Here is a 23,596-nt window from a genome sequence, read left to right as displayed (position 1 = left end):
CACCGTGAACAGATTCGGCCAGGCCGGCAAGGACGAGTTTAGCCGTGGTGGTAGCGAATCTGCGAGTGCGTGGGTGGATCGTTCTTGTCCTGCTCACGCCCGAACACCTCGGCCGTTGATACTGCTTCGGTGCGAGGCGGACTCCTCCGGCGAACGATTCGCCGCCGATCATGCGGTCGGGCCGGTTCCCATACGATCGGCCAGGGCGGCGATATCGGTCAGGAGGCCGGTCGGCGCCTGGTCGAGTTCCAGGGCGTGCTGATGCAGGACGACGCCGGTGTGTCGCACCTGGTGGGCCGTATGGGGGCCATTGCCCTTGGCATAGACGAGGTGCCCCTCGGACAGGCCGAGGGCGGTGCAGTAGGCGAGCATCTGGTAGAGGTCGGAGTCGGGGTAGCCGGCCCGTTTCTCTGCCTTGTACTTGGCGTCGGCGACTGCCACCGGCACGCCTGCGGGACCGTAGAGGACGAAGTCCGGCTTCATGCGGATCAGGCCGGCCTCGTCGAGGTGCTGGGAGTCCTGGAGCACGCCGGTGAGGCCTGTTCCGCGCAGCGACTCGCGCAGCGAGACGGTCACGAAGTCCTCGAACAGCCGGTTCATGTCGAACAGGAACCCGTTGATGCGCAGCTCGCCGGTCGTGTGCTCCGGTGACATGCCCTCCAGTACGGCACGGGCGAGGTGGAGCGCCGGCTGGTAACGGATGTTGAGCCTGGACGGCTGCCAGGCGGGGATCGGCTGCCCCGGGACCGGCGGGGTGACTTTCGCGAGCCGGGCACGGTGATGCAGTAGCCGCCGCCGGACATCGCTGGGCACCTCGGTGAGCCGGAGCAGCCGCTCCACGGCCCCCCGCAGAATCCGGTTCTCGGCGACGTCGGTCGTGAACTCGTCGTGTGTGATCTCCACGGGCAGAACCGCCCCGAACCGCTTCCGGATCTGGTCGGCCTCTCGGATGCGTCCGCGCACCAGCATCGCGCTCTCCGCAACCGGCCGATAGCCCTGGAGCAGCCCCGGGCGCAGCGCCAGGCCGATCTGTCGCTCGACGGCGTACGCGAGCGCGGGGAGGACCCCGTCCTGCTCACCGACCTCGACGTGCTCTTCCCTCCAGCTGCCTCCCGGGTTGATGCTGTAGCCGAGCAGGAAGAACAGCCGGGCGATGGGAACCTTGGGCATGATCCGGACGGTCACCGGCTCTCCCGCGCCGTCTGATGTGCTTATGGAGAACGCGCCGACTTTGCTGCCGGCCCGCAGCAGCCAGCGCCCCGGTGTGTAGGGGTCGGGGGAGGCGGTCACGATACTGGTGGCGGCCAGGGCCTGCCCGATCGCTGCCGGAAGAGGATGTCCTGTGGCCGGAGCGTGTTCGACCAGCTCGATCCGCTGTGTCACGCGGTTTGCTCCGGAGCGGACGGCTCGGGGGGTCGTTGCGGCAATGAGTCGCGCAATGAGGCGAGCCCGTACCGCTTCTCGATGTCGAGGCCCTCACCGTAGTGGTGTTCCTCCAGCAGCGGGAGGATCTTCGTCCGCCAGGTACGTTCCAGTCCGCCCTCCCGGTACACGCCCGCCTTCATCAGGTAGGACGGCCCGATCCGGAAGTCCGGGTCGTGGATTCGAGAGTTCAGCGCGTCCAGGAGGTCCGCCGGTTCAGAACCGCGTTCCTGGACAGTGAGCCAGCGCCGAAGCAGTCCGCTGGTGGGTTCCGTGCGAGGGGACAGTTCCACGAATGCGAAGCGGCGCCGCATTGCCGTGTCCACGAGGGCGATGGAACGATCTGCGGTGTTCATCGTTGCGATAACGAACAGGTTCGAGGGCAGGGAGAAGTCGTCGTTCGAATAGGTCAGCCGGACGGATTTGTTCCGGTATTCCAGGAGGAAGTACAGCTCACCGAAGACCTTGGCCAGGTTGGCCCGGTTGATCTCGTCGATGATCAGGAAATGCGGGATGTGTCGGTTGCCTTCCCGCGAGGCGAGGTCGGCCAACTCGCGCAGCGGGCCGGCGGTCAGCCGGAAAGCCACCTCGTGGGTTTCGGGGTCTTCCTGGGGTCGGAACCCTTCGAAGAAGTCCTCGTATGCGTAGGACGGGTGAAATTGCACCGTTTTCACTTTTTCGGTGCCTTTGCCAAAGAATTCGGCCAGTTGTAGAGCGAGGTGGGTTTTGCCGGTTCCGGGGGGACCATAGAGGATGAGCTGCCGGTCGTCCCACAGCAGATTCCGTATCTCGCGCAGCCAGTCCGTGTCGTGGACCAGCAGTTCGGCAGCCAGCTCGTCGGTCGGTTCCGGCAGTTCCAGCTCGCGCCGTGCGGCGAGTGCCGGGAGCTCGACAGCCGGGTCGTGTTCGATGGCCTCGGCCTCGTCGGCCAACTCCTCATCCGTCATGCCGAGACCGTCGATCACGGGCTGAACGGAGGTCAGCTCCACCACGTTGTGCTGCGCGGAGAGCTTCTGTTGGAGTTCCTCCGGAAGCTCGTCGTACGCATACCCCTGGTCCTCCCAGGTCACGGGACGGCGCAGATTGGACCGGCGGTCCTCCGACTCGACCTGCTCCACCTCGCCGGTGATCTCCCCGACGTAGAGCGTGCCGTCGGAAGTCGTGCACACGGTATCGCCCGGCTTCATCCGGGAGAGGAATACGTGGAACTCCGCCACCAGGTCCTGTTTCTGACTGTAGGTCGCCGGGGATTCGTAGTCCTCATTCACCAGCACACGGACCTGGTCCTTGCTGATGTTCGGCTCCACACCTTGCCGGAGCAGGGACGCCGGCAGGCTGATCCATCCCTCGGGCAGCCAGGCGTGCCGCACGAGGTCCAGACCGGTGACGTTGGAGCCGCGAACCAGCCAGGCCCGGTTGGGACCCCAGGAGGAGTCCGGCATGAAGTCGGCCAGCGGACGACCGTCCTCCGTCTTCCAATCGGCCCAGCCGTTGGAGTTCCTGCCGGTGAGGACGCCTGCGGCTTCGGAGGGAGAGTTGAAAGTGATGGTGTCGGTGGTCTCCAGGAAGTCGGGCCACGTCTGCGAGGGCGTGATCCGCCCCTCGGCCGTGAGTTGCTCCCGGAGCCGGTTCGCGGAGGAAGCCCGTACAACGAAGGAGGGGACGACGTTCGCCCGGACGGGTTGGCCCTCGCCGACGACGAAACGGCGGCTGCCGTTCGTCCCCATCTCGTTGGTCTGCCGCCCGCGCGCTGTCGGCCCGCCGTTGGGCAGCCGTAGATAAAACTCCGGATACGGGTCTGTTGCCGTCAAAGCCCTTCCTCCGCATACTTCCGCCGGTGGGCGGATATTTCACGAGCAGGCTGCTCGGCTCCACCGATAGTTGGCCGGGCCGCGTGTCACCAGGGATCGAGGTCGTGGTCGGGGGGTGCGGTGTCGGGCAGCATGACCTGACGTGTGCGGCCGGTCAGCGGGGTCAGGCGCGCTGTTGAACGGTCGATGCGGAAAACGAATGCCTTGGCCCTGTCCGCGAAAACCGCGGCCTGCCGGCTGATCCCGGTGTCTGTCACCAGGATCAGCCGTTTGGGGACCTCTTCTCCGGAGGCGGCGGCCAGGCCGTTGAGCCGCTCCAACTCGGCGAGCGAGACGTCCTTTCGCACGCCGTCCCGGAGCTGGACGTCGTAGCCGTGGGACCGGACCGGGGCCACGGAGTCGCCCAGATGGACGTTGCCGAAGCCGAGCACGGTGAGTTGATCGACGACGGTCCGCGCGATATCTCTGCTTGCCGTCGTCGACACCCCGGTATCGGGTGGAGGAGCGTCCTCGAAGAGCGTTCGATGGATGGGTTCGGGCGCCTCGACAGGAAAGAGTGCGTGCTGCTGGTTGGATGGGATGCTTCCGGGGTTGGTGGAGCGAATGGTGAGCTTCCAGGGGAAGCTGTCGTTCCAGCGGTCCAGCCCCTTCCCGATCAAATCGGCCATTTCCTCGACCGTCACCTCTGTGGTGGGCACCCCGGGAACTGCTGCTTGGCGGCCCCACAGAGCGTGTGCGAGATCGAGACGGCCCCAAGCACCCAGGTCGCGGATGTAGGCGTCGACAAGCCAGCCCGTAGCGGGTTTGACCGAGATCCGGACGAATGAATCGGCGAGCTCGGCGTCTACGTACACCCCTGCGGACTCACCCACCAGTTCGAGCTCTGGTGCTCCACGTGATCCTTTGGCGAACCACCTGTTCCCTGCGACCACCCGCCGCACGCGGACGCCCGCCGCGTCGAGAAGATCGGCCAATCTGGTCATGTCCGAGGTCTCACCCTCGTCCCAACGCAGGGGCGAGGGCACCGGCGTCCCCAGGATGTGGGCCGCCGCATGGGCGTGCAGGGCATCGGCGAGCACGTCGACGGACGTGTCGAGGGCCCAGACCGACGGCTCGCTGTGCGGCGTCGGACCGACGATGGTCCAGGCGGTCCGACGCTCGAAGTTCACCCGGGCCAGCACGACCGAGCGTTCGCCCGACAGCGTGACCTTCAGGAGAAGGGGATCAAAATCGTTGAACTCGACTCGGCCCGTCAGGTCCGGATGACGTTCGAGGAGCGTGTTCTCAAGGGTGCGGAAACGCAGAAAGTCACCGGAGGCGGTGGTGTCGCCGGTGGGAAAGCTCACGTGAGTACGCTCCTGGAACGCTTGTACCGCCGGAGGGGCGGGATCGGTCGTCAAAGAAAGCGTAGAGCGCGCGAATTCTTTGATCAAAGGCGTTCTTCGTCCGGTTGGCCGGAAAATTCCGTGTCCGCTGGGAGAAACTTCTGCCCCGGTCCGTTCTTTCGAACAGGATTGAGGTCACGGCGCCCGCCGGGGCATCTGGTCGGGTCACCGCGACTGCCACGAGAAACCTTGGACCGCGTGCCCCTGCGCTCCGTCACCCTGTCGGGAGTCCGCTCTGCTCGGGCCGGGGGTGTTTCCGGTGAGAGATGTCCGGGCCCGGAAAGCGGCACAGCCCGATCCGGGTCCCACGAGGATCCCCGGCGGTTGCGCGCACACGGCAGTGAGCAGTCCCATCGCCGGTTCGGGGCGCGCCGGGCGGGGTCCGGGGCCCCGGTGCAGGAGAATCGGCACATGCGTTTGAGGATTTTCACCGAACCACAGCAGGGCGCCGACTACGACACGCTCCTCACCGTGGCCAAGGCCGCCGAGGACCTCGGATTCGACGCCTTTTTCCGTTCAGACCACTATTTGAAAATGGGCGACGTCAGCGGTCTTCCCGGCCCCACCGACGCCTGGATCACGCTGGCGGGTCTGGCCCGCGACACCTCCAGCATCCGGCTGGGCACGCTGATGACCGCCGCGACGTTTCGCCACCCGGGGCCGCTGGCCATCAGCGTGGCCCAGGTGGACGCCATGAGCGGGGGACGGGTGGAGTTCGGGCTGGGGGCCGGTTGGTACGAGGCCGAGCACACCGCCTACGGACTGCCCTACCCCACGGCCGCTCGGGAGCGCTTCGAGCGCTACGAGGAGCAGTTGGAGATCATCACCGGGCTGTGGTCCACCCCGGTGGGGGAGACCTTCGACTTCACCGGGCGCCACTACCGCCTCGCCGACAGTCCCGCGCTGCCCAAGCCGGTGCAGTCGCCGCGCCCGCCGGTGCTCATCGGCGGCACCGGGCCCAAGCGCACCCCGCGGCTGGCGGCGACCTACGCCGACGAGTACAACGTCCCGTTCGCCTCGGTGGACGACACCTCGGCGGCCTTCGAGCGCACCCGGGCCGCTGTCCGGGCCGCCGGACGCACGGCCCCGATGGTCTACTCGGCCGCGCAGGTGGTCTGCGCCGGTCGTGACGACGCCGAGGTCGCCCGCCGCGCCGCGGCGATCGGCCGCGACGTCGACGAGCTCAGGACCAACGGTCTGACCGGTAGCGCCGCCGAGATCGTGGACCGGATCGGGAGCTTCGCCGAGATCGGCGCGGAGCGGGTCTACCTCCAGATCCTCGACCTGTCCGACCTCGACCACCTGGAGTTCATCGCCTCCGAGGTCGCCCCGCAGTTGGGGTAGTGGACGCGGCGTCCGTTGGGGTGCTCCGTACCGCGGCGCACCCCACCGCGCCTACCCGAAAGTAACTTGATATCGAGATACATGTTGGATAACTTGATGTCGAGATAAAATCAAACCACTGAGCACGCTTCACCGTTGTCCGGGGACCGGCCTGCCATGATGGGACCGAGGCGGTCCGTGCGGCCCACGGCGAGGCCAAGGCCGTCGGCGCCGATGGAATCCGCCCTCCGGCGGATGGCATGTCGCGGGTGCCTCGGGTCTTAGGGGGAGCGATCTCGTAAGGGCAGCCTCAGTGGTTTCCCGGCATCGCGGCTACGGCAGGATGCTGGGAAAAAGTGGCGAGATCAGGAGGCGAACAACCGTGTCCGCGAACAGCTTCGGCAGCCGTGACACGCTCCGCGTTGGCGACGAGTCGTACGAGATTTTCCGTCTGGACGCCGTTGACGGCGCCCAGCGGCTTCCCTACAGCCTGAAGGTGCTGCTGGAGAACCTCCTGCGCACCGAGGACGGGGCGAACGTCACCGCCGAGCACATCCGTGCCCTTGGCAACTGGGACGCCACCGCGCAGCCCAGCCAGGAGATCCAGTTCACCCCCGCGCGGGTGATCATGCAGGACTTCACCGGTGTCCCCTGCGTGGTGGACCTCGCCACGATGCGCGAGGCCGTCAACGACCTGGGCGGCGACCCGGCCAAGATCAACCCGCTGGCCCCCGCCGAACTCGTCATCGACCACTCCGTGATCGTCGACGTCTTCGGCCGTGCCGACGCCTTCGAGCGCAACGTCGAGATCGAGTACGAGCGCAACCGCGAGCGCTACCAGTTCCTGCGCTGGGGCCAGACCGCCTTCGACGAGTTCAAGGTCGTCCCGCCCGGCACCGGCATCGTGCACCAGGCCAACATCGAGCACCTCGCGCGCGTCACCATGACCCGCAACGGCCAGGCCTACCCCGACACCTGTGTGGGCACCGACTCCCACACCACCATGCAGAACGGCCTGGGCATCCTGGGCTGGGGCGTGGGCGGTATCGAGGCCGAGGCCGCGATGCTGGGGCAGCCGATCTCCATGCTGATCCCGCGCGTCGTCGGCTTCAAGCTCACCGGTGAGCTGCCCGCGGGCACCACCGCCACTGACCTCGTGCTCACCATCACCGAGATGCTGCGCAAGCACGGCGTCGTGGGCAAGTTCGTGGAGTTCTACGGCGACGGCGTCGCGGCCGTGCCGCTGGCCAACCGCGCGACCATCGGCAACATGAGCCCGGAGTTCGGCTCCACCGCCGCCATGTTCCCGATCGACGCCGAGACCATCCGCTACATGCGCCTGACCGGCCGCAGCGAGGCCCAGACCGCTCTGGTCGAGTCCTACGCCAAGGAGCAGGGCCTGTGGCACGACCCCTCGGTCGAGCCCGTCTTCTCCGAGTACCTTGAACTGGACCTGGCCGAGGTGGTCCCTTCCATCGCCGGCCCCAAGCGTCCCCAGGACCGCATCATCCTGGCCGACGCCAAGCCGACCTGGCGCAAGAACGTGCGCGACTACGTGCACGACGACGGTCTCGACGGCAAGGTCGACGAGGCCAACGCCGAGTCCTTCCCCGCCTCGGACTCTCCCGCGGTCTCGGGCAACGGCAACGGCCAGCCCGCCGACCAGGGAACCGAGGTGCCGGGTGCACGCCCGCGCAACCCCGCCAAGGTCACGATGGCCGACGGCACCCAGACCGAGATCGACCACGGCGCCGTCGTCATCGCCGCGATCACCTCGTGCACCAACACCTCCAACCCCTCGGTCATGCTGGGCGCCGCCCTGCTGGCCAAGAAGGCGGTGGAGAAGGGCCTGTCCCGCAAGCCCTGGGTCAAGACCTCCATGGCACCGGGCTCCAAGGTCGTCACCGACTACTACGAGCGCTCCGGTCTGACGCCCTACCTGGACAAGCTGGGCTTCAACCTGGTCGGCTACGGCTGCACCACCTGCATCGGCAACTCCGGTCCGCTGCCGGAGGAAGTCTCCAAGGCCGTCAACGACAACGACCTCGCCGTGACCGCGGTGCTCTCGGGCAACCGCAACTTCGAGGGCCGGATCAACCCGGACGTGAAGATGAACTACCTGGCCTCGCCGCCGCTGGTGGTCGCCTACGCGCTGGCCGGGTCGATGGACATCGACATCACCACCGAGCCGCTGGGCACGGACACCGACGGCGAGCCGGTCTACCTGGCCGACATCTGGCCCTCCGCCGAGGAGATCCAGGAGGTCATGGACTCCGCGATCGCCTCGGACATGTACGAGCAGGCGTACTCCGACGTGTTCGCCGGCGACGAGCGCTGGAAGTCGCTGCCCACGCCCACCGGCAACACCTTCGAGTGGTCCGACGACTCCACCTACGTGCGCAAGCCTCCGTACTTCGACGGCCTGCAGCCCACCCCGGCCCCGGTCACCGACATCGAGGGCGCACGGGTGCTGGCCAAGCTCGGCGACTCCGTCACCACCGACCACATCTCCCCGGCCGGTGCCATCAAGCCCGGCACCCCGGCCGCGGAGTACCTCAAGGGGCACGGCGTCGAGCGCCGCGACTTCAACTCCTACGGTTCGCGTCGCGGCAACCACGAGGTGATGATCCGGGGCACCTTCGCCAACATCCGGCTGCGCAACCAGATCGCACCGGGCACCGAGGGCGGCTACACCCGCGACTTCACCCAGGCCGACGGCCCGGTGTCGTTCATCTACGACGCCGCGCAGAACTACGCCGAGCAGGGCACCCCGCTGGTCGTCCTGGGCGGCAAGGAGTACGGTTCGGGCTCCTCCCGCGACTGGGCGGCCAAGGGCACCAGCCTGCTGGGCGTGCGCGCGGTCATCACCGAGTCCTACGAGCGGATCCACCGTTCCAACCTCATCGGGATGGGCGTCATCCCCCTCCAGTTCCCCGAGGGCCAGTCGGCGGACTCGCTCGGCCTGACCGGTGAGGAGACCTTCTCCATCAGCGGCATCACCGAGCTCAACGAGGGCCGCACCCCCGCCACGGTCAAGGTCAGCACCGACACCGGCGTCGAGTTCGACGCCGTGGTGCGCATCGACACCCCGGGCGAGGCCGACTACTACCGCAACGGCGGCATCCTGCAGTACGTGCTGCGCCAGCTCATCGCGAAGTAGCGGTTCACCGCGCCACCCCGTGACCGGGCCCACCAGGCCCGGTCACGGACGCCAAAGGGTCCGCCCCCGTCGAGAAGAGGGGGCGGACCCTTTGGCGTCCGGGCTCAGCCGAGGTGGGGAAGCCTCTCGGGGAGAAGGGCGTGCCGGACGCGGAGGCGCTGGGTCCGGTGCAGGAGGAGCGCGTCGATCTCGTCGCGCGGGATCCAGCGCACCACGACGGACTCGTCGCTGACGGCCAGGAGGCCGCCCACCGGGCGGCCGCGGAAGCAGATGTTGAACTGGCGGCGGACCTCGCCGTCGGTATAGGCGATGATGTGCCGGGGATCGGTGTAGGTACCGACCAGGCCGGTGATCTCGATGTCGATCCCGGTCTCTTCCCTGGTCTTGCGCACGGCCGCCTCGGGCAGGCTCTCGGTGGGCTCCAGTACCCCACCGGGCAGGGCCCACAGCCCGTTGTCGACGCGTCGCTGCATCAGCAACCGCCCCTTGGAGTCGAACACGGCCGCGCTGGCGGCGACCACCGTGCTGTTGGGCGCCGGTGCGGTGGGATCGTCGTAGTACTCGGTGCGGGCCATGGCGGGGTCACTCCCGAATCGGATTCGACGTAGTCCGCACCGTGCCGCCGATCGCCGTGTGAGACGACGGAGAGACCCCGGGAACGGCCACGTCGGAGGTGGAAGACGAAATCGGCACGGGCGCCCGCTCCGCAGACACGGACCTTGCTCCGATGGGGGAGCCGGCCGGTGCTGACCCAGCGTTCAATGGTCTTCGGGTCGGTCGACAATGCCGTGGCGAGGGAACGCACCGTGTGTCCCGTGGTGATCATCGCGGAACGCAAACGTTCATTGGGCATGGGGACCTTCTACCGCACCGGTCCGTGTCGGCGCGGGAGAGAACGAAAGAAGCCGACCCTCCCCGCCCACACGGTCAGAGCAGGGTGAGCAGTTCGGCCGGTCCGAAGAGGACGAGCAGTGCACCCACGGCGCTGGACGCGGAGACGACCAGCGCCAGCGCGCCCCACAGCCACTCGCCGCGCCGTCGCCGCCACGACACCACCAGCATCACCAGACCGCCCACGACCCCCGCCAACCAGCCGGCCCAGGGCAGGAGCAGCGCCACGACCAGCAGGATCGGGTTGCACGCGGGGGCGTCGGCCACGGAAGTGCAGGAGGCGGGCTGCATCACCGTGGCGATGGACATGAAGGGAAGCACGGCCCCGCCGGCGAAGGCCGCCAACAGCAGGACCGTGCCCAGAGTGCGCGACACCACCCGTTGGGGCGTCAGGGGCTGCGGGGGAGAGAAAGGCTGCTGGATCATACGACCCCTTTTCGTCAAGGAGCCGGGCGGGGCGGCTCGGATGCGTTCGCCTGGTTCGACGCCGCAACTGCCCGGGTGGTTCACCGCGGCCCGATTGCTCGTGTGGCGTAGGAATAATCACGGTTGTCGGGGTATCTGGTGGACTGACGACGCTACGGAAGGCGATCCCATGACACAGGGTGACACTCCGAGACAGCCGCGCCCGAGGCCGTGGGCCGCCCTGCTGCTCCTGGTGCTTCCGGCACTGCTTCTCGGGTGGGCAGGTGCGGAAGCCGCCGGCGGCCTGCCGTCGCGGCCCGATGCGGCGGTCGCCCAGGTCCTGGCGGTCGCGATGCCGGTCTGGCTGGTTCTCGCCGCTGCGCTGTCCGGCGTGCGTCGATGGCGGCGCAGGTCCTCCGAAGCGTCCCCGATGTCCACACGACCGGGCGAGCCGCGCTCCCTGGAGCGCCGCCTCGCCCGTGCGCTGGCCAGGCACGGCGAGTACCATCCCCGCGCCATGCGCCTGCGCCGTAGGCTCGGCGCCCACTACGCCCACCACCAGCGCCGCGACTGGGAGAAGGCGCTGGAGCACTACGGGCCGCTGATGGCGGCGCTGGAGCACTGGCAGGACGCGCGCTCGGCACGACTGCGCCGTCTGGAGACCGGGGCGGAACTGCTTCGGCTCTACGACGCCACCGGTCGTGCCGAGCTGCGTGACGCGCTGTGGGAGCGGTTGGTCTATCCGGGGCCGCGCGAACGCGGTGACCGGTCCGTGCTGACCCTGCGGCGCGATCTCGTCGTCCAGATGGGCTACCTCGACCTGGCCCGGACAACCGCGGCGTGGGCGGCCCTGGTCCCCGAACTCACCCGCGCTTTCGGCGACGACGCCCAGATCACGATGGAAGCCCGTGAGCAGCACGCCAACGCACTGCTCGCCGCGGGAGACGTCCGCCGCGCCCATAGCGTCCTCAACGCCCTCCTGGACCGCCAGATCCGGCTCTACGGGGCAGGGGACGGCAGGGTCGCGCGTACCAGAAGGCGTATCGAGGGTGCCCGGGACCGCGAGCGCGAGGACGGCGCGGGACGAGGACTCGGCCGGCTGAGAGAGGCCCTGTCCTGGCTGCCCCGTCCCCGTTCGCACGCGTCCGCCGAGACCGGCGAACCACCGGTCAGCGAGGACCCCGACGCGCGTCCGGTGGGGTAGGGCCGGCGCAGCGGGCCGACTCCCGTCGCCTTCGGCTCCGCCCCGGTCACCACCCCTTTGCCGGCCCCCGTCGCGCGACTCGTCCGGACGCGCCGGCAGGCCGCGGATGCCGGTTGCGCGTTGCCGGGCGCGGTCGCCGGCGAACCCGTCCGATGCCGGTCCGCAAGGACACCCCAGCGTGGGGGCGGGCAACCGGCCGCTTCACCGCTGAAACGTATGTCTGCTGTTGGCTCCCCTCGGTGGGCCGGATGGATTGTCCACGATCGTGTCGGCGTGGTCGTTGCACCGGTGCTCGGCGTAGAAGAGGTCCTCCTGGGCGGCCCACATCGAGCGGTGGGGAGCGTAGTCGGCCGCGTCCGACCTGGCGTCCAGCCGCCTGGTCCGCAGCGAGGCGGGCGCCTCGACCCAGATCAGCGCGGCCAGGAACGGGCGCAGCCCTTGTGCCCCGCTGCCGCACCCCTCGACGACCAGACCGTCGGAGACGGGGGTGCGCACCCATTCGGTGTGCTCCCCCCGTTCCCAGTCGTAGCGACGCCAGTACGGGTCCGCACCTCCTACCAGTGGATCGACGACCCACCGGCGCACCAGTGCCTCCGTGGCCGCCAGGCCCGTCCACCCGGGGTAGAGATCGTCCAGGTGCAGGACCGGCCATCCCAGGTGGGAGCCGAGCAGAGCGGCGACGAAGCTCTTTCCCGCTCCCGATCTGCCCTCGATCGCAACCACCCGTGCCGCCCCGGCCCGGGCAGGGGCGCGCTGTGCACGCATTGCCAGCGCTGCCGCGAAGCCGGCATCGGCGGTCGACAACCGCACGGCCCGGCCCTCGTCACCGGTCCGTTCCATGGCTCAACCACCCGCCCGAACCGGAGTAGGCCAGGGCAGGGTGCGGGCCGCCACTCGCCGTGGCCCGTTCCTTGATGCAGCCGCTTCCACTCGACCCCCACTGCCCGCGCCGTCGTTTGCCGAGGTTCCACTTTCGCACCCGATTCCCCCGGTGGTGCGTTCCGGCTTCCGTGCCTGGAGATCGCCGCGGTCCCGTTCGTCGCCGCCCGCACGGGGTAGAGACGCCATCGCGCAACCGATCCCGTCCGGTCGGGGTCACCGGCGAAGAGGAGAACCACCATGGCAGCTCGCACCCTTGGGACGCTCACCGCGTTGCGCCGCCTAGCCGTGGCGGGAGCGATCGTGCTGTTCGCGGTGACCTCGCTCTCCGCCTGCGACGACACCCCCGGTGTGGGCGAAACGGAGGCTCCGGCCCAAGAGGAGCGCGACGAGGCCCCGGATGGTTCCGAGGACACCGACGAAGAGCGGGACGAGGACACCCGGGACGACGTTCGGGACGGCGGCGACGGGGACGGTGACAGGGACGGTGACAGAGAGGACGGCGACGACAACTGATCCGCGTTTCCCGGCGCGCCGGCATTCGAGGTGCCATCTCACCGGGTGTTTTCAAGCCTTGTAAGCTCGACTGCACCGGCCTTGGGCCACCGATGGTCGAGCGAAGGAGCATCCGTGACGACGGACGCGCAGGTTACGCCCGGGTCGCAGGCTGCTTTGCGCCAGGCCAACCGCGAGCGGGTCGTGGCCGCACTGCGTGAAGGCGGCACCCTGACCCAGGCCGAGATCGCGCGCTCCACCGGCCTCTCGGCGGCCAGCGTCTCCAACATCGTGCGCGACCTGCGCTCCACCGGTGCGGTATCGGTGCGAGAGACTTCCTCCAACGGTCGCCGGGCGCGTGCGGTCACCCTGCTGCGTCCGCCCGGTGTGGTGGTGGCGATCGACTTCGCCAACACCCGTCTCGGCGTCGCCCTGGGCGACAGCCAGGGGCGGTTGCTGTTGGAGGAGTCGATCGCCTACGACGTGGCCGACGACCCCGTGCGCGGCGTCCGGCGTGCCGTCTGGCTGACCGAGACACTGCTCACCCAGGCCCGAGTGGACCACTCGATGGTCATCGGGGTGGCCGCAGCCGTTCCCGGCCCCATCGACCCGGTCAGCGGAGCGGTCGGGGGGATCACCTGCATGCCGCGTTGGGCGGGGTTCGCTCCGGGCAGCGAGCTCGCCGAACGGCTGGGGCTCCCCGTCACCGTCGACAACGACGCCAACCTGTGCGCCCTGGCGGAGTCCTTCGAGGGCGTGGCCCGCGGAGTGGAGCACGTGGTCTACGTCAACGTCGCCCAGGGGGTGGGGGCGGGCGTGATGATCTCGGGACAGCTCTTCCGCGGTGCGGGGGGAACCGCCGGGGAGATCGGGCATATCGGTCTCGACGAGCGCGGACAGGTGTGCCGTTGCGGCAACCGCGGCTGCCTGGAGACGCTGGTGGGGGCCCCGCACCTGTTGGACATGCTGCCCCAGTACAGCAGTGTCGAACACGGGGCCACGCTTGAGGGGCTGATCGCGGCTGCTGTCGCGGGCGATCCCGGATGCCGGCGGATCGTCTCCGAGGCGGGCTCGGCCCTGGGGCGCGGTGTGGCGATCATGGTCAACATGTTCAACCCGCAGATGGTCATCGTGGGCGGTGCCATCGCCGAGTCGGGAGAGCTGCTGCTCGAACCCATGCGCCGGGCCATGGAACTGGGAGCACTGGGCAGCGCACTCGCCGACCTACAGCTCGTTCAAGGCGAACTCGGCCGCCGTGCGGCCCTGCGCGGTGCCCTGCGAACCGCTCTTGTCTCCACTGTCTGAAGCTACTAGGTAAAAGACTTCCGGCGGCACAGATTTTCACAAATCGGGCGATAAGCCCATTGACCTGGGTGAACGCTGCCTTCAAGGCGTGAAGTCGATGTCCGTAACGTTTCAGTTATGTGTTCAAGGCTTGACGCCAAGGTTTCCAAGAGTTTGACTTCACGGCATCGGTTCACCGAGTGATCCAGCGCACGTTGCGGTGGGCGCGTCCGCATCCCCCGGGTCGGTGGACCCACAAGGAGGCCAAGTAATGAGCAAGCGAAACAGGTTCGTCCACCGCGTGATGGTCGGCACCGCGGTCGGTGCCGCGACCGTGCTGACACTGGCGGGCTGCGGGGCCACCACCACGGGTGGAGCCGCAGGCGAAGGCGGCGATGCCTCGGTCGAGGAGGGCTTCACCATCGGGCTGCTCCTCCCCGAGTCAAAGACCGCGCGCTACGAGAAGTTCGACAAGCCCTACTTCGAAGAGGCCGTCGCCGAGCTCTGTCCCAACTGCGACGTCGCCTACCAGAACGCCGATCAGGACACCGCCAAGCAGCAGTCGCAGGCCGAGGCCATGCTGACCGAGGGCGTCAACGTCCTGGTCCTGGACGCCGTCGACGCCGAAGCAGCCGGAGGTATCGTCCAGCAGGCCAAGGGGCAGAACGTTCCGGTCGTCGCCTACGACCGTCTGGCCCAGGGCGGCGTGGACTACTACGTCTCCTTCGACAACAAGACCGTCGGCACCGTTCAGGGCGAGTCGCTCCTCGAAGGCATCGAGGAGGCCGGCGCGACCGGCGAGGGCGAGATTGTCATGATCAACGGTTCGCCCACCGACCCCAACGCCGCCGACTTCAAGGCCGGCGCGCACGAGGCCCTGGACGGCCAGGTCGAGATCGGTGCCGAGTACGACACCCCCGACTGGTCCAACGACAAGGCCCAGCAGCAGATGGAACAGGCGATCACCTCCATCGGCGTCGAGAACATCTCCGGCGTCTACAGCGCCAACGACGGCATGGCCGGCGGCATCATCGCCGCGCTCAAGAGCGCCGGCGTGGACGAGATGCCCCCCATCACCGGTCAGGACGCCGAGCTCGCGGGCATCCAGCGCATCATCTCCGGTGACCAGTACATGACCGTCTACAAGGCCATCCGCCCCGAGGCCCAGGTGGCCGCGGAGATGGCGATCGCCGCAGCCACCGGCGGCGAGTACGACGGCGGTGGCGAGTACACCGTCACCGAGGCCACCGACGGCGGCGGCGAGACCGTCCCCGCCGTGCTGCTCCCAGCGGTCGCGGTCACCGTCGACAACATCGAGGACACCATCATCGCCGACGGCCTCTACACCGTCGAAGAGATCTGCACCTCGGCCTACGCCGACACCGACCTGTGCAAGTCGGCAGGGTCGGGGCAGTAGCGAAACCGGAAGCAGGGGCACCGGGCCCGTCCATTCGCCCGGTGCCCCCTCCACGGCGACAACAGGCGGCCGAGGGATCCACAGACCCCGTCGGGGCGCGGCTTGAGGAAGCGACAATGACACAACCAGTCCTGGAACTCTCCGGGATCTCCAAGCGGTTCGGCGCGGTACAGGCGCTCAGCGAGGTCGATCTTCGGGTCGACCCGGGCGAGGTCGTCGCCCTGCTGGGTGACAACGGCGCCGGAAAGTCCACCCTCGTCAAGGTGATCGCGGGCGTTCACCCCGCTGACACCGGCACCATCTTCTGGGACGGCCGGGCAGTCCCGGTCGCCAAGCCCGGGGACGCCCAGCAACTGGGCATCGCCACCATCTACCAGGACCTCGCGCTCTGCGACAACCTGGACATCGTCGCCAATCTGTTCCTCGGAAACGAGCGCACCACCGGCGGAGTCCTGGACGAGGTGGAGATGGAGCGCCGTGCCAGCGAACTGCTGGACTCGCTCTCCGTCAGCATCCCCAGCCTGCGCATCCCGGTGGCCTCCCTCTCGGGAGGCCAGCGCCAGATCATCGCCATCGCCCGCTCCCTGCTGGGCGACCCCAAGGTCGTCATGCTGGACGAGCCCACCGCGGCGCTGGGCGTCGCCCAGACCGCCCAGGTCCTCGACCTCATCGAACGCCTCCGTGACAAGGGGCTCGGAGTGATCCTGATCAGCCACAACATGGCAGACGTCCGCGCGGTCGCCGACCGGGCAGCGGTCCTGCGCCTGGGCCGCAACGCCGGAGACTTCCGGGTCGAGGACACCAGCTACGAGGAGATCGTGGCAGCCATCACCGGAGCCTCGGACAACGCCGTGTCCCGGCGGGCCGGTCGTGTCTCGGTGCCGGGAACGGAGGAAGCGTGATGGCCCAGCAGACCCCAGTCGCGGACAGCGCCGTCGGCGTGCGCGACCCCCGCCTCATCGTGACCGCCAAGTCGCCCAGCGGCCTGGCCTCGGCCGTGGTACGCCGCCTGCGCGGCGGTGAACTCGGCCCGGCCCCGGTCCTCATCGGCCTCGTTCTCATCTGCGTGGTCTTCCAGTCCCTGAACGCCAACTTCCTGTCCCCGCAGAACCTCTCCAACCTGGCGTTGCAGATCGTCGCGCCCGGCCTGATGTCCTGCGGCGTCATCATGGTCCTGCTGCTGGGGGAAATCGACCTGTCGGTCGGTTCGGTCTCCGGCGTCTCCGGTGCGGTCCTGGCCGTCCTGGCCGTCAACCAGGGGCTGCCCGAGATCGCGGCGATCGCCCTCGCGGTGGTGTCGGGTGTCGTGATCGGCGTGCTGCAGGGCACGGTCTTCGCCAAGATCGGCGTTCCCGCGTTCGTGGTCACCCTGGCCGGCCTGATCGGCTGGCAGGGCATGCAGCTCTACCTGCTGGGCTCCGACGGCACCGTCAACGTGCCCTACACCGGCGCCATCGCCTACCTCACCCAGACCTTCTTCGTCCCGGTCATCGGGTGGACGATCGCCGGGATCGCGGTCGCGCTCTACCTCGTGCTCAACATCCTCGGGGAACGCCGACGCGCGGCGGCGGGCCTGCCCGCCAAGTCGCTCATCGAGATCGCCGTGCGTACCGTGTTCCTGGCCGTCCCGGTCTTCGGGTCGGTGGCCGTGCTCAACCTGTGGAAGGGCGTCCCCCTCTCCTTCCTGATCTTCGTCGGCTTCGTCGTGGCCTTCGACCTGATGCTGCGCAAGACCCGATACGGCCGGATGGTCTTCGCCGTCGGCGGCAGCGCAGAGGCCGCACGGCGTGCGGGCATCAACGTCGACTTCGTGCGCATCTCGGTGTTCGCGCTGGCCTCGACGCTGGCAGCGGTGGGCGGCATCATGGCCGTCTCCCGGGCCTTCGCCATCAGCCAGTCCACCGGCTCCGGTGACGTGCTCATGCTCGCCATCGCCGCGGCCGTCATCGGCGGCACGAGCCTGTTCGGTGGACGCGGCAGCGCCTACTCCGCGCTGCTGGGCGGTCTGGTCCTGGGAGCCATCACCTCCGGGCTGTACCTCCTCCAGATGGACTCCTCGGTCCGGTTCATGATCACCGCCGCGGTCCTGCTGATCGCCGTCATCCTCGACGCCGTGTCGCGCCGGAGCAGAAAGACCCACGCCCGAGGCTGACCCCCGGGCTCTCCCAGCCGGCCGCGCCGCCGACCCACCACTCCATCGGCGCGCACGACCGGTACCGCGGCCCCCGGAGCTCCCTCCCCTCCGGGGGCCGCCTCTCACCTTTTTCCAACACTGGGCGCACCTTCCTCTAGTCCGTCGCGCACATGATTGGCCGTGCAGAACCGATCAGGGCAGACGAAGGGGAGTGGTTCCCGATGCCGCTGCTACAGCAGAACGCGGAGTCGACCGCGCGGGGAGTGCTGGTCCATCAGCGCCCCCGCGAACGCCCCGGCGACCCGTCTTTGGAGCCGTCCGGCCCGGCCTCGGCCGACGTCCCCGTGACCATCGTCGAGACCCAGGCCGCCCGGCCCTGGTGGACCTGGCCGATCCCGGGGCTGCGCAACCCGCCCACGAGCGTGCTCTAGCACCCACCGGCCCCGCACGGCCGGCCGGGGAGTAGTCTCGCCTTCCGTGTCCGATCTGGTCTTTGTGCTCATCGCCGGTACGGCCGTGCTCCTCGGCGCCCTGGTACAGAGCGGGGCCGGTCTCGGGCTCGGCCTCATCGCCGCCCCGGTCGTATCGATGCTGGACCCTTCACTGATGCCGGGGTCCATGCTCGTGGCCACCGCGGTGCTGCCGATGCTCACGATCGGTTCGGAGTGGCGCCACGTCGACTTCCGGGGTGTCTCCTGGGCACTGGCCGGACGGATGGTGGGCACGGTGGCCGGGGTGTGGGTGGTGGCGGTGCTGTCGCCCCGCACGCTCGGGATCGCGGTCGGGATCCTGGTCCTGGTGGCCGTGGCCCTCACCGTCTCCACCGTGCGACTGCGCCCCACCCCCCGCACGCTGAGCGTGGCCGGGACGATCTCCGGGGTGACCGGGACGGCCACCTCCATCGGAGGACCGCCCATCGCCCTGGTCTACCAACACGAGACCGGTCCTCGCGTGCGCGCGACACTCGGCGGTTATTTCATCGTCGGGGCGCTCGTCTCCTTGGTCGCGCTGGCCGTCGGTGGCCAACTACAGCTGCGCGAACTCCTGGTCGGCTGTGTCTTCGTGCCGTTCACCATCGCCGGTTTCCTGCTCGCCCGCCCGCTGCGCCGCTTCCTCGACGGGCCGTGCCTGCGGTGGACACTGTTGGTACTCATCACTGCTTCGGGAACGGTGCTCCTGGTCCGCTCGCTTCTGGCCTGAGCAGTACCCGCCCCGGAAAGGACCCCTATGCCCGCCCGTCCCACCAGGGCCGACCTCGTCGCGGCTGCCGACCGGACCGTGCCCGACGTCCTCGGCCCGGACCTGGACATCCTGTTGTGCGGAATCAACCCCGGTCTCTACTCCGCCTGGACGGGATTTCACTTCGCCCGTCCCGGAAACCGGTTCTGGCCCGCACTACACGCCGCCGGCCTCACCCCTCGGCTGCTGCGGCCCGACGAGCAGGACCAACTGCCCGCACTGGGGGTGGGGATCACCAACCTGGCAGCCAGGGCCAGCGCCCGTGCCGACGAGCTGGCCCCCGCCGAGCTGCGCGAGGGCGGTGCGGTGCTCGCCGCACTGTTGGAGCGCCATCGCCCCAGGACACTGGGGGTGCTGGGCGTCACCGCCTACCGTCGCGCCTTCGGTCGGCCCAAGGCCCGGATCGGCCGCCAGGACACGGAAGAGGCCATCAGCGGGGTGCCGGTCTGGGTCCTGCCCAACCCCAGCGGCCTCAACGCCCATTGGACCACCACCGACATCGGTGACGAGCTGCGGCGTTTGCACGTGTGGGCCCGAGGCGCCCGAGCAGGGCGAGAAGCTGGGTGACTTCGGTAGGTTCGGGGCGAGAACGGCGTTCGGGGCTCGTAGACTCGGGATGAGCGCGCCCGCATGCGCGGCGCGTCCGATTCGCAGACGAGGGGCATCCGCTCCCCGCCCGCGGCGCCCGGGTCCCGCTTCGCCGAGGGGCCCGCGGGTCGACCCGGACCGAGTCATCGGTACCAGAGGGAGGTGCACTCGTGATGGCTGAGTTTCACGCTGATGAGCGGTTGCGCTCGGGTGGGCCATCCGGTGACGGGCGTTGCGCTCGGTACCCGGAACGTACCCCGCGTGGAACACGGTTGTGGGGAGCCCCGCAGGGCCGACACCCGGCCCCGCAAAGACCCCGCCCCGCCGCCCCCGCCGGGGACGAGCGGGACGATCCGGGCCGTGCGGCCCGCATCGTGTCTGACACGGGCAACGGGAGGCCCCGACGCCGCCCGTGTCCGACCAACACCCTCAGGAAGGAGCGAGGCGCGTTCTTCCCGGCGTGACCGCCGGACCATCCGCGCCAGAATCCAGATGACGAGAGTGACGTTGCTCGAGTCGGTGCACAATCCGGACGACCTGAAAAAGCTCTCCGCGGAGCAGGTCCCCCAGCTCGCGGCCGAGATCCGTGAGTCCCTGATCTCACAGGTCGCCAGAACGGGCGGACATCTCGGCCCCAACCTGGGTGTCGTTGAGCTCACCGTTGCGCTGCACCGGGTCTTTGACTCCCCGCGCGACCCCATCCTGTTCGACACCGGGCACCAGGCATACGTGCACAAGATGCTCACCGGTCGCCAGGACCTCTCCGACCTGCGCAGCGAGGGCGGCCTTTCGGGCTACCCGTCGCGCGCGGAGTCCGAGCACGACTTCATCGAGAACTCGCACGCCTCCACCGCACTGTCCTACGCCGACGGCCTGGCCAAGGCCAACGAGGTGCAGGGCCGTACCGACCGCACCGTGGTCGCCCTCATCGGCGACGGCGCGCTCACCGGTGGCATGGCCTGGGAGGCGCTCAACAACATCGCGGAGGGCAAGAACCGGCGCGTGGTCATCGTCGTCAACGACAACGGCCGCTCCTACTCGCCGACCATCGGCGGGCTCGCCGACCACTTCGCGTCCTTGCGTATGACACAGGGCTACGAGCAGGTCCTCGACATCGCCAAAACCGCCCTGAACCGGGCCCCGGTCGTCGGACCGCCGCTGTACGAGGCGCTGCACGGCTTCAAGAAGGGCCTCAAGGACGCGATCCAACCGCAGATCATGTTCGAGGACCTGGGACTGAAGTACCTCGGCCCCATCGACGGCCACGACACGGCCGCGGTCGAGAAGGCGCTGCGGCGCGCCCGCGACTTCGGCGGCCCCGTCATCGTGCACGTGCTCACCCACAAGGGCAAGGGCTACGCCCCGGCCGAGAACCACGAGGAGGACCAGTTCCACTCCCTCGGCGCGTTCGACGTCGAGACGGGGCTGCAGTCGGCCAAGCCCGGGCTGAAGTGGACCTCGGTGTTCAGCGAGGAAATGGTCAGCCTCGGTTCCGAGCGCTCCGACCTCGTCGCCATCACCGCGGCCATGCTGCATCCCACCGGCCTCGCCGCGTTCGCCGAGGCACACCCCGATCGCATCTACGACGTGGGTATCGCCGAGCAGCACGCCGCGACCTCGGCAGCCGGCCTGGCCATGGGCGGCCTGCACCCGGTCGTGGCCGTCTACGCCACCTTCCTCAACCGCTGTTTCGACCAGGTCCTGATGGACGTGGCCCTGCACCGTCAGGGCGTCACCTTCGTCCTCGACCGTGCTGGGGTCACCGGGGACGACGGGGCCAGCCACAACGGGATGTGGGACATGTCGATCCTGCAGGTCGTGCCCAACCTCGGCCTGGCCGTGCCGCGCGATGCAACCCGGCTGCGCGAACTCCTGCGCGAGGCCGTCGCCGTGGACGACGGCCCCACCGTCGTGCGCTACCCCAAGGGAGTCGTGGGAGCGGACATCCCGGCCGTCGGTCACATCGGCGGTATGGACCTGCTGCGGCGCGCGGAGAAGGACGGCCGGACCCCCGATCTGCTGCTGGTCGCCGTCGGTGCGATGGCCGAGACCTGCTGTGAGGTCGCTGATCGGATGGCCGCCCAGGGCATCGGGGTCACCGTCGTCGACCCGCGATGGGTCAAACCCCTGGACCCGGCCCTCGTGCCCGAGGCCGCTCGGCACAGCGTCGTGGCCGTCGTCGAGGACAACGGCCGCGTCGGCGCGGTGGGTGACGCGGTCGCCCGTGCGATGCGCGATGCCGAGATCGACGTTCCGGTACGTACCTTCGGTGTGCAGCAGCGTTTCCTCGACCACGCGAAGCGCGAGAAGATCCTCGGCGAGATGGGTCTGGCCCCCCAGGACCTGGCCCGCAAGCTCATCGAGACGGTCGCCAAGCAGACCGAGAAGGCGCTGGCCGACGAGCCTGCCGGCTGAGCCCGCTGGCCCCGCGTTCCGCCCCCGCCGGGCGGAACGCGGGACGCGCATCGCCCCCGTTCTACCGCTGCGACCTGCGGTTGTGAGGCACAATGGTGGGGTGGAGCCATCCGACGCGCTACGCGTCGCCGTCATCGGATCCGGACCTGCGGGCATCTACACGGCCCAAGCGCTGATCGGCCAGACCCGCGAACCCGTGGCCGTGGACGTCATCGACAGGCTGCCCACCCCCTACGGCCTCGTCCGCTACGGTGTCGCTCCCGACCACCCCACCATCAAGACGATTGCCGCCGTACTGGCCCGGGTCCTGGAGGACCCCCGCGTGCAATTCGTGGGCGGGGTGGAATTCGGTCGCGATGTCACCCGCACCGACCTGGCCCACGCCTACCACGCCGTGGTCTACGCCACCGGTGCCTCCACCGACCGCCTCATGGGGATTCCCGGCGAGGAGCTGCCGGGAAGCATCGCCGCCGTCGACATCGTCAACTGGTACTCCGGCCACCCCGACACCGGCCTCGGGTGTTTCGCGCTCGACTCCGAAGAGGTCGCGGTCGTGGGGGCGGGCAATGTCGCGCTGGATGTGGTCCGCGTCCTCAGCCGCACCGTCGACGACCTGCGCCGCACCGATGTCCCCGCACCCGTCCTGGACGCGCTGGCCGCCAGCCGGATCCACAGGGTGCACCTGGTCGCGCGGCGCGGACCGGACCGGACCAGATTCTCCCCCAAGGAACTGCGCGAGCTGGGGCGCCTGCCCGGTGTCGGTATCGGGGTGCACCCCACCGATCCGCCCCTGTCCCCGTCCCTCGCCCCGGAGGAGATGTCGCGCACGGCACGCACCAATGTGCGAACCCTGGCCGAATGGGCCCGGCATCCGAAAGAAGGCGTGCGCCGTGTCGAACTGAGGTTCTGGCGAAGGCCCACCGCGGTCCTCGGCACCCGGCGGGTCGAGGGCCTGGAGCTCGAGCACACGCGACTCGACGACGAGGGGCGGCTGCAGGGGACCGGTGAACGCGAGGTATTGCCGGTGGGAATGGTCGTCCGCTCGGTCGGCTCGGTCGGTCGGCCGCTTCCCGGTGTTCCCTTCGACCCCGTGACCGCGACGGTCCCTCACGACCGGGGCCGGGCCCTCGACTCCCACGGGCATCCGATGCACGGAGAGTACGTCGCCGGATGGCTCAAACGAGGCGCTTACGGGGTGATCGGCACGAACAAGTCCGACGCCGCCGAGACCGCCCGGGCGCTCCTGGAGGACGCGCCCATGCTGCGCAGGACCCCACCCGACGTCTGCGCCGACCGGATGCTGGCCGATTGCGGTGCGGCGACCAGCTCCTATACTGACTGGCTGGACATCGATGCCGCGGAGGCCGCGCTGGCCCGGCGGTTGTCGCGCGGTGAACGCGTCAAGCTCTGCGGATGGCCGGAGTTGCTCAGGGCAATCGGAGACCGGCGACATCCCGGTCGCTGACCGTGCCGACACGGCCGCATTCGGCACCGGCCCGCTTCGGTGTCCGTCAAACATCCCGGTGCCGGCAGACTGCGCGGGC

The 23,596-nt window shown here is 69.1% G+C and carries 19 protein-coding genes; 13 read left to right on the top strand and 6 right to left on the bottom strand.

The features are described from left to right. Positions 1-168: 168 nt before the first annotated feature. The 3 genes from QSJ59_RS16525 to QSJ59_RS16515 all read right to left on the bottom strand — a co-directional run bounded on the left by QSJ59_RS16525 (position 169) and on the right by QSJ59_RS16515 (position 4,579). Positions 169-1,383 (bottom strand): McrC family protein, encoded by a 1,215-nt coding sequence (locus QSJ59_RS16525; protein WP_285760462.1) that lies wholly within the window; start codon positions 1,381-1,383, stop codon positions 169-171. Further along, entirely contained in the window at positions 1,380-3,233 is a 1,854-nt protein-coding gene (locus QSJ59_RS16520) for a DUF4357 domain-containing protein (RefSeq protein ID WP_285760461.1), read from the bottom strand. The genes QSJ59_RS16525 and QSJ59_RS16520 overlap by 4 nt, the downstream gene beginning before the upstream one ends. Positions 3,234-3,319: 86 nt before the next feature. Continuing rightward, the gene (locus tag QSJ59_RS16515) at positions 3,320-4,579 is read right to left on the bottom strand and encodes a hypothetical protein (protein ID WP_285760460.1); all 1,260 of its coding nucleotides are present in this window, start codon (positions 4,577-4,579) and stop codon (positions 3,320-3,322) included. 450 nt (positions 4,580-5,029) lie between these two features. Here QSJ59_RS16515 and QSJ59_RS16510 point away from each other — a divergent pair, with 450 nt between their 5' ends. Both QSJ59_RS16510 and QSJ59_RS16505 read left to right on the top strand, forming a co-directional pair. Next, positions 5,030-5,962, top strand: coding sequence for an LLM class F420-dependent oxidoreductase (locus QSJ59_RS16510; RefSeq protein ID WP_285760459.1), 933 nt, complete (start codon positions 5,030-5,032; stop codon positions 5,960-5,962). 361 nt (positions 5,963-6,323) lie between these two features. Next, the gene (locus QSJ59_RS16505; RefSeq protein WP_285760458.1) at positions 6,324-9,101 is read left to right on the top strand and encodes an aconitate hydratase; all 2,778 of its coding nucleotides are present in this window, start codon (positions 6,324-6,326) and stop codon (positions 9,099-9,101) included. A gap of 104 nt (positions 9,102-9,205) precedes the next feature. Here the strand turns inward: QSJ59_RS16505 and QSJ59_RS16500 are convergent, their stop codons facing one another. Then, positions 9,206-9,676, bottom strand: a complete 471-nt coding sequence (locus tag QSJ59_RS16500; protein WP_285760457.1) for an NUDIX hydrolase — start codon at positions 9,674-9,676, stop codon at positions 9,206-9,208. Positions 9,677-10,028: 352 nt separating this feature from the next. Next, positions 10,029-10,418 carry a hypothetical protein gene (locus QSJ59_RS16495; protein WP_285760456.1) on the bottom strand — a complete coding sequence of 130 codons (390 nt, stop codon included), beginning with the start codon at positions 10,416-10,418 and terminating at the stop codon, positions 10,029-10,031. Between the two features lie 169 nt (positions 10,419-10,587). Between QSJ59_RS16495 and QSJ59_RS16490 the strand changes: the two genes are divergently transcribed. Continuing rightward, a complete protein-coding gene (locus QSJ59_RS16490) occupies positions 10,588-11,601 on the top strand; it encodes a hypothetical protein (RefSeq protein WP_285760455.1) in 1,014 nt (337 codons plus the stop codon). Between the two features lie 201 nt (positions 11,602-11,802). Here the strand turns inward: QSJ59_RS16490 and QSJ59_RS16485 are convergent, their stop codons facing one another. Further along, the gene (locus QSJ59_RS16485; RefSeq protein ID WP_285760454.1) at positions 11,803-12,441 is read right to left on the bottom strand and encodes a nucleoside/nucleotide kinase family protein; all 639 of its coding nucleotides are present in this window, start codon (positions 12,439-12,441) and stop codon (positions 11,803-11,805) included. 279 nt (positions 12,442-12,720) lie between these two features. On the opposite strand from QSJ59_RS16485, the gene QSJ59_RS16480 reads away from it, so the two are divergent. The 10 genes from QSJ59_RS16480 (at position 12,721) to QSJ59_RS16435 (ending at position 23,517) form a co-directional block, all read left to right on the top strand. Continuing rightward, entirely contained in the window at positions 12,721-12,996 is a 276-nt protein-coding gene (locus tag QSJ59_RS16480) for a DNA primase (RefSeq protein ID WP_285760453.1), read from the top strand. Between the two features lie 114 nt (positions 12,997-13,110). Further along, on the top strand, positions 13,111-14,280 hold the full coding sequence (locus tag QSJ59_RS16475; protein ID WP_285760452.1) for an ROK family transcriptional regulator: 1,170 nt from the start codon (positions 13,111-13,113) through the stop codon (positions 14,278-14,280). A 250-nt stretch (positions 14,281-14,530) separates the two neighbouring features. Further along, entirely contained in the window at positions 14,531-15,676 is a 1,146-nt protein-coding gene (locus QSJ59_RS16470) for a sugar ABC transporter substrate-binding protein (protein ID WP_285760451.1), read from the top strand. Positions 15,677-15,792: 116 nt separating this feature from the next. Next, positions 15,793-16,578: an ATP-binding cassette domain-containing protein gene (locus tag QSJ59_RS16465; protein ID WP_285760450.1), complete on the top strand. Its 786-nt coding sequence runs from the start codon at positions 15,793-15,795 to the stop codon at positions 16,576-16,578. Next, entirely contained in the window at positions 16,578-17,828 is a 1,251-nt protein-coding gene (locus QSJ59_RS16460; RefSeq protein ID WP_285760449.1) for a sugar ABC transporter permease, read from the top strand. The genes QSJ59_RS16465 and QSJ59_RS16460 overlap by 1 nt, the downstream gene beginning before the upstream one ends. 203 nt (positions 17,829-18,031) lie before the next feature. After that, entirely contained in the window at positions 18,032-18,241 is a 210-nt protein-coding gene (locus tag QSJ59_RS16455) for a hypothetical protein (protein WP_285760448.1), read from the top strand. A gap of 46 nt (positions 18,242-18,287) precedes the next feature. Beyond that, positions 18,288-19,010 (top strand): sulfite exporter TauE/SafE family protein, encoded by a 723-nt coding sequence (locus tag QSJ59_RS16450; RefSeq protein ID WP_285760447.1) that lies wholly within the window; start codon positions 18,288-18,290, stop codon positions 19,008-19,010. A gap of 27 nt (positions 19,011-19,037) precedes the next feature. Then, positions 19,038-19,616 carry a G/U mismatch-specific DNA glycosylase gene (mug, locus tag QSJ59_RS16445; RefSeq protein ID WP_285760446.1) on the top strand — a complete coding sequence of 193 codons (579 nt, stop codon included), beginning with the start codon at positions 19,038-19,040 and terminating at the stop codon, positions 19,614-19,616. Positions 19,617-20,138: 522 nt separating this feature from the next. After that, complete coding sequence (gene dxs, locus QSJ59_RS16440; protein ID WP_285760445.1) at positions 20,139-22,052, top strand: 1-deoxy-D-xylulose-5-phosphate synthase; 1,914 nt, start codon at positions 20,139-20,141, stop codon at positions 22,050-22,052. 100 nt (positions 22,053-22,152) lie between these two features. Beyond that, the gene (locus QSJ59_RS16435; protein WP_285760444.1) at positions 22,153-23,517 is read left to right on the top strand and encodes an FAD-dependent oxidoreductase; all 1,365 of its coding nucleotides are present in this window, start codon (positions 22,153-22,155) and stop codon (positions 23,515-23,517) included. Positions 23,518-23,596: the final 79 nt, after the last annotated feature.

This window comes from Nocardiopsis ansamitocini (assembly GCF_030268225.1).
Lineage (GTDB): Bacteria > Actinomycetota > Actinomycetes > Streptosporangiales > Streptosporangiaceae > Nocardiopsis_D > Nocardiopsis_D ansamitocini.
Note: the sequence above shows the minus strand (reverse complement) of the source record. Positions and strands in the feature narration are given on the sequence as shown.

Coding starts and splice junctions, on each gene's coding strand:
- QSJ59_RS16510 (WP_285760459.1), top strand. CDS start 5,030: ATGCGTTTGAGGATTTTCACCGAACCACAGCAGGGCGCCGACTACGAC.
- QSJ59_RS16480 (WP_285760453.1), top strand. CDS start 12,721: ATGGCAGCTCGCACCCTTGGGACGCTCACCGCGTTGCGCCGCCTAGCC.
- QSJ59_RS16485 (WP_285760454.1), bottom strand. CDS start 12,441: ATGGAACGGACCGGTGACGAGGGCCGGGCCGTGCGGTTGTCGACCGCC.
- QSJ59_RS16495 (WP_285760456.1), bottom strand. CDS start 10,418: ATGATCCAGCAGCCTTTCTCTCCCCCGCAGCCCCTGACGCCCCAACGG.
- QSJ59_RS16500 (WP_285760457.1), bottom strand. CDS start 9,676: ATGGCCCGCACCGAGTACTACGACGATCCCACCGCACCGGCGCCCAAC.
- mug (WP_285760446.1), top strand. CDS start 19,038: ATGCCCGCCCGTCCCACCAGGGCCGACCTCGTCGCGGCTGCCGACCGG.
- QSJ59_RS16490 (WP_285760455.1), top strand. CDS start 10,588: ATGACACAGGGTGACACTCCGAGACAGCCGCGCCCGAGGCCGTGGGCC.
- QSJ59_RS16465 (WP_285760450.1), top strand. CDS start 15,793: ATGACACAACCAGTCCTGGAACTCTCCGGGATCTCCAAGCGGTTCGGC.
- QSJ59_RS16470 (WP_285760451.1), top strand. CDS start 14,531: ATGAGCAAGCGAAACAGGTTCGTCCACCGCGTGATGGTCGGCACCGCG.
- QSJ59_RS16460 (WP_285760449.1), top strand. CDS start 16,578: ATGGCCCAGCAGACCCCAGTCGCGGACAGCGCCGTCGGCGTGCGCGAC.
- QSJ59_RS16455 (WP_285760448.1), top strand. CDS start 18,032: ATGCCGCTGCTACAGCAGAACGCGGAGTCGACCGCGCGGGGAGTGCTG.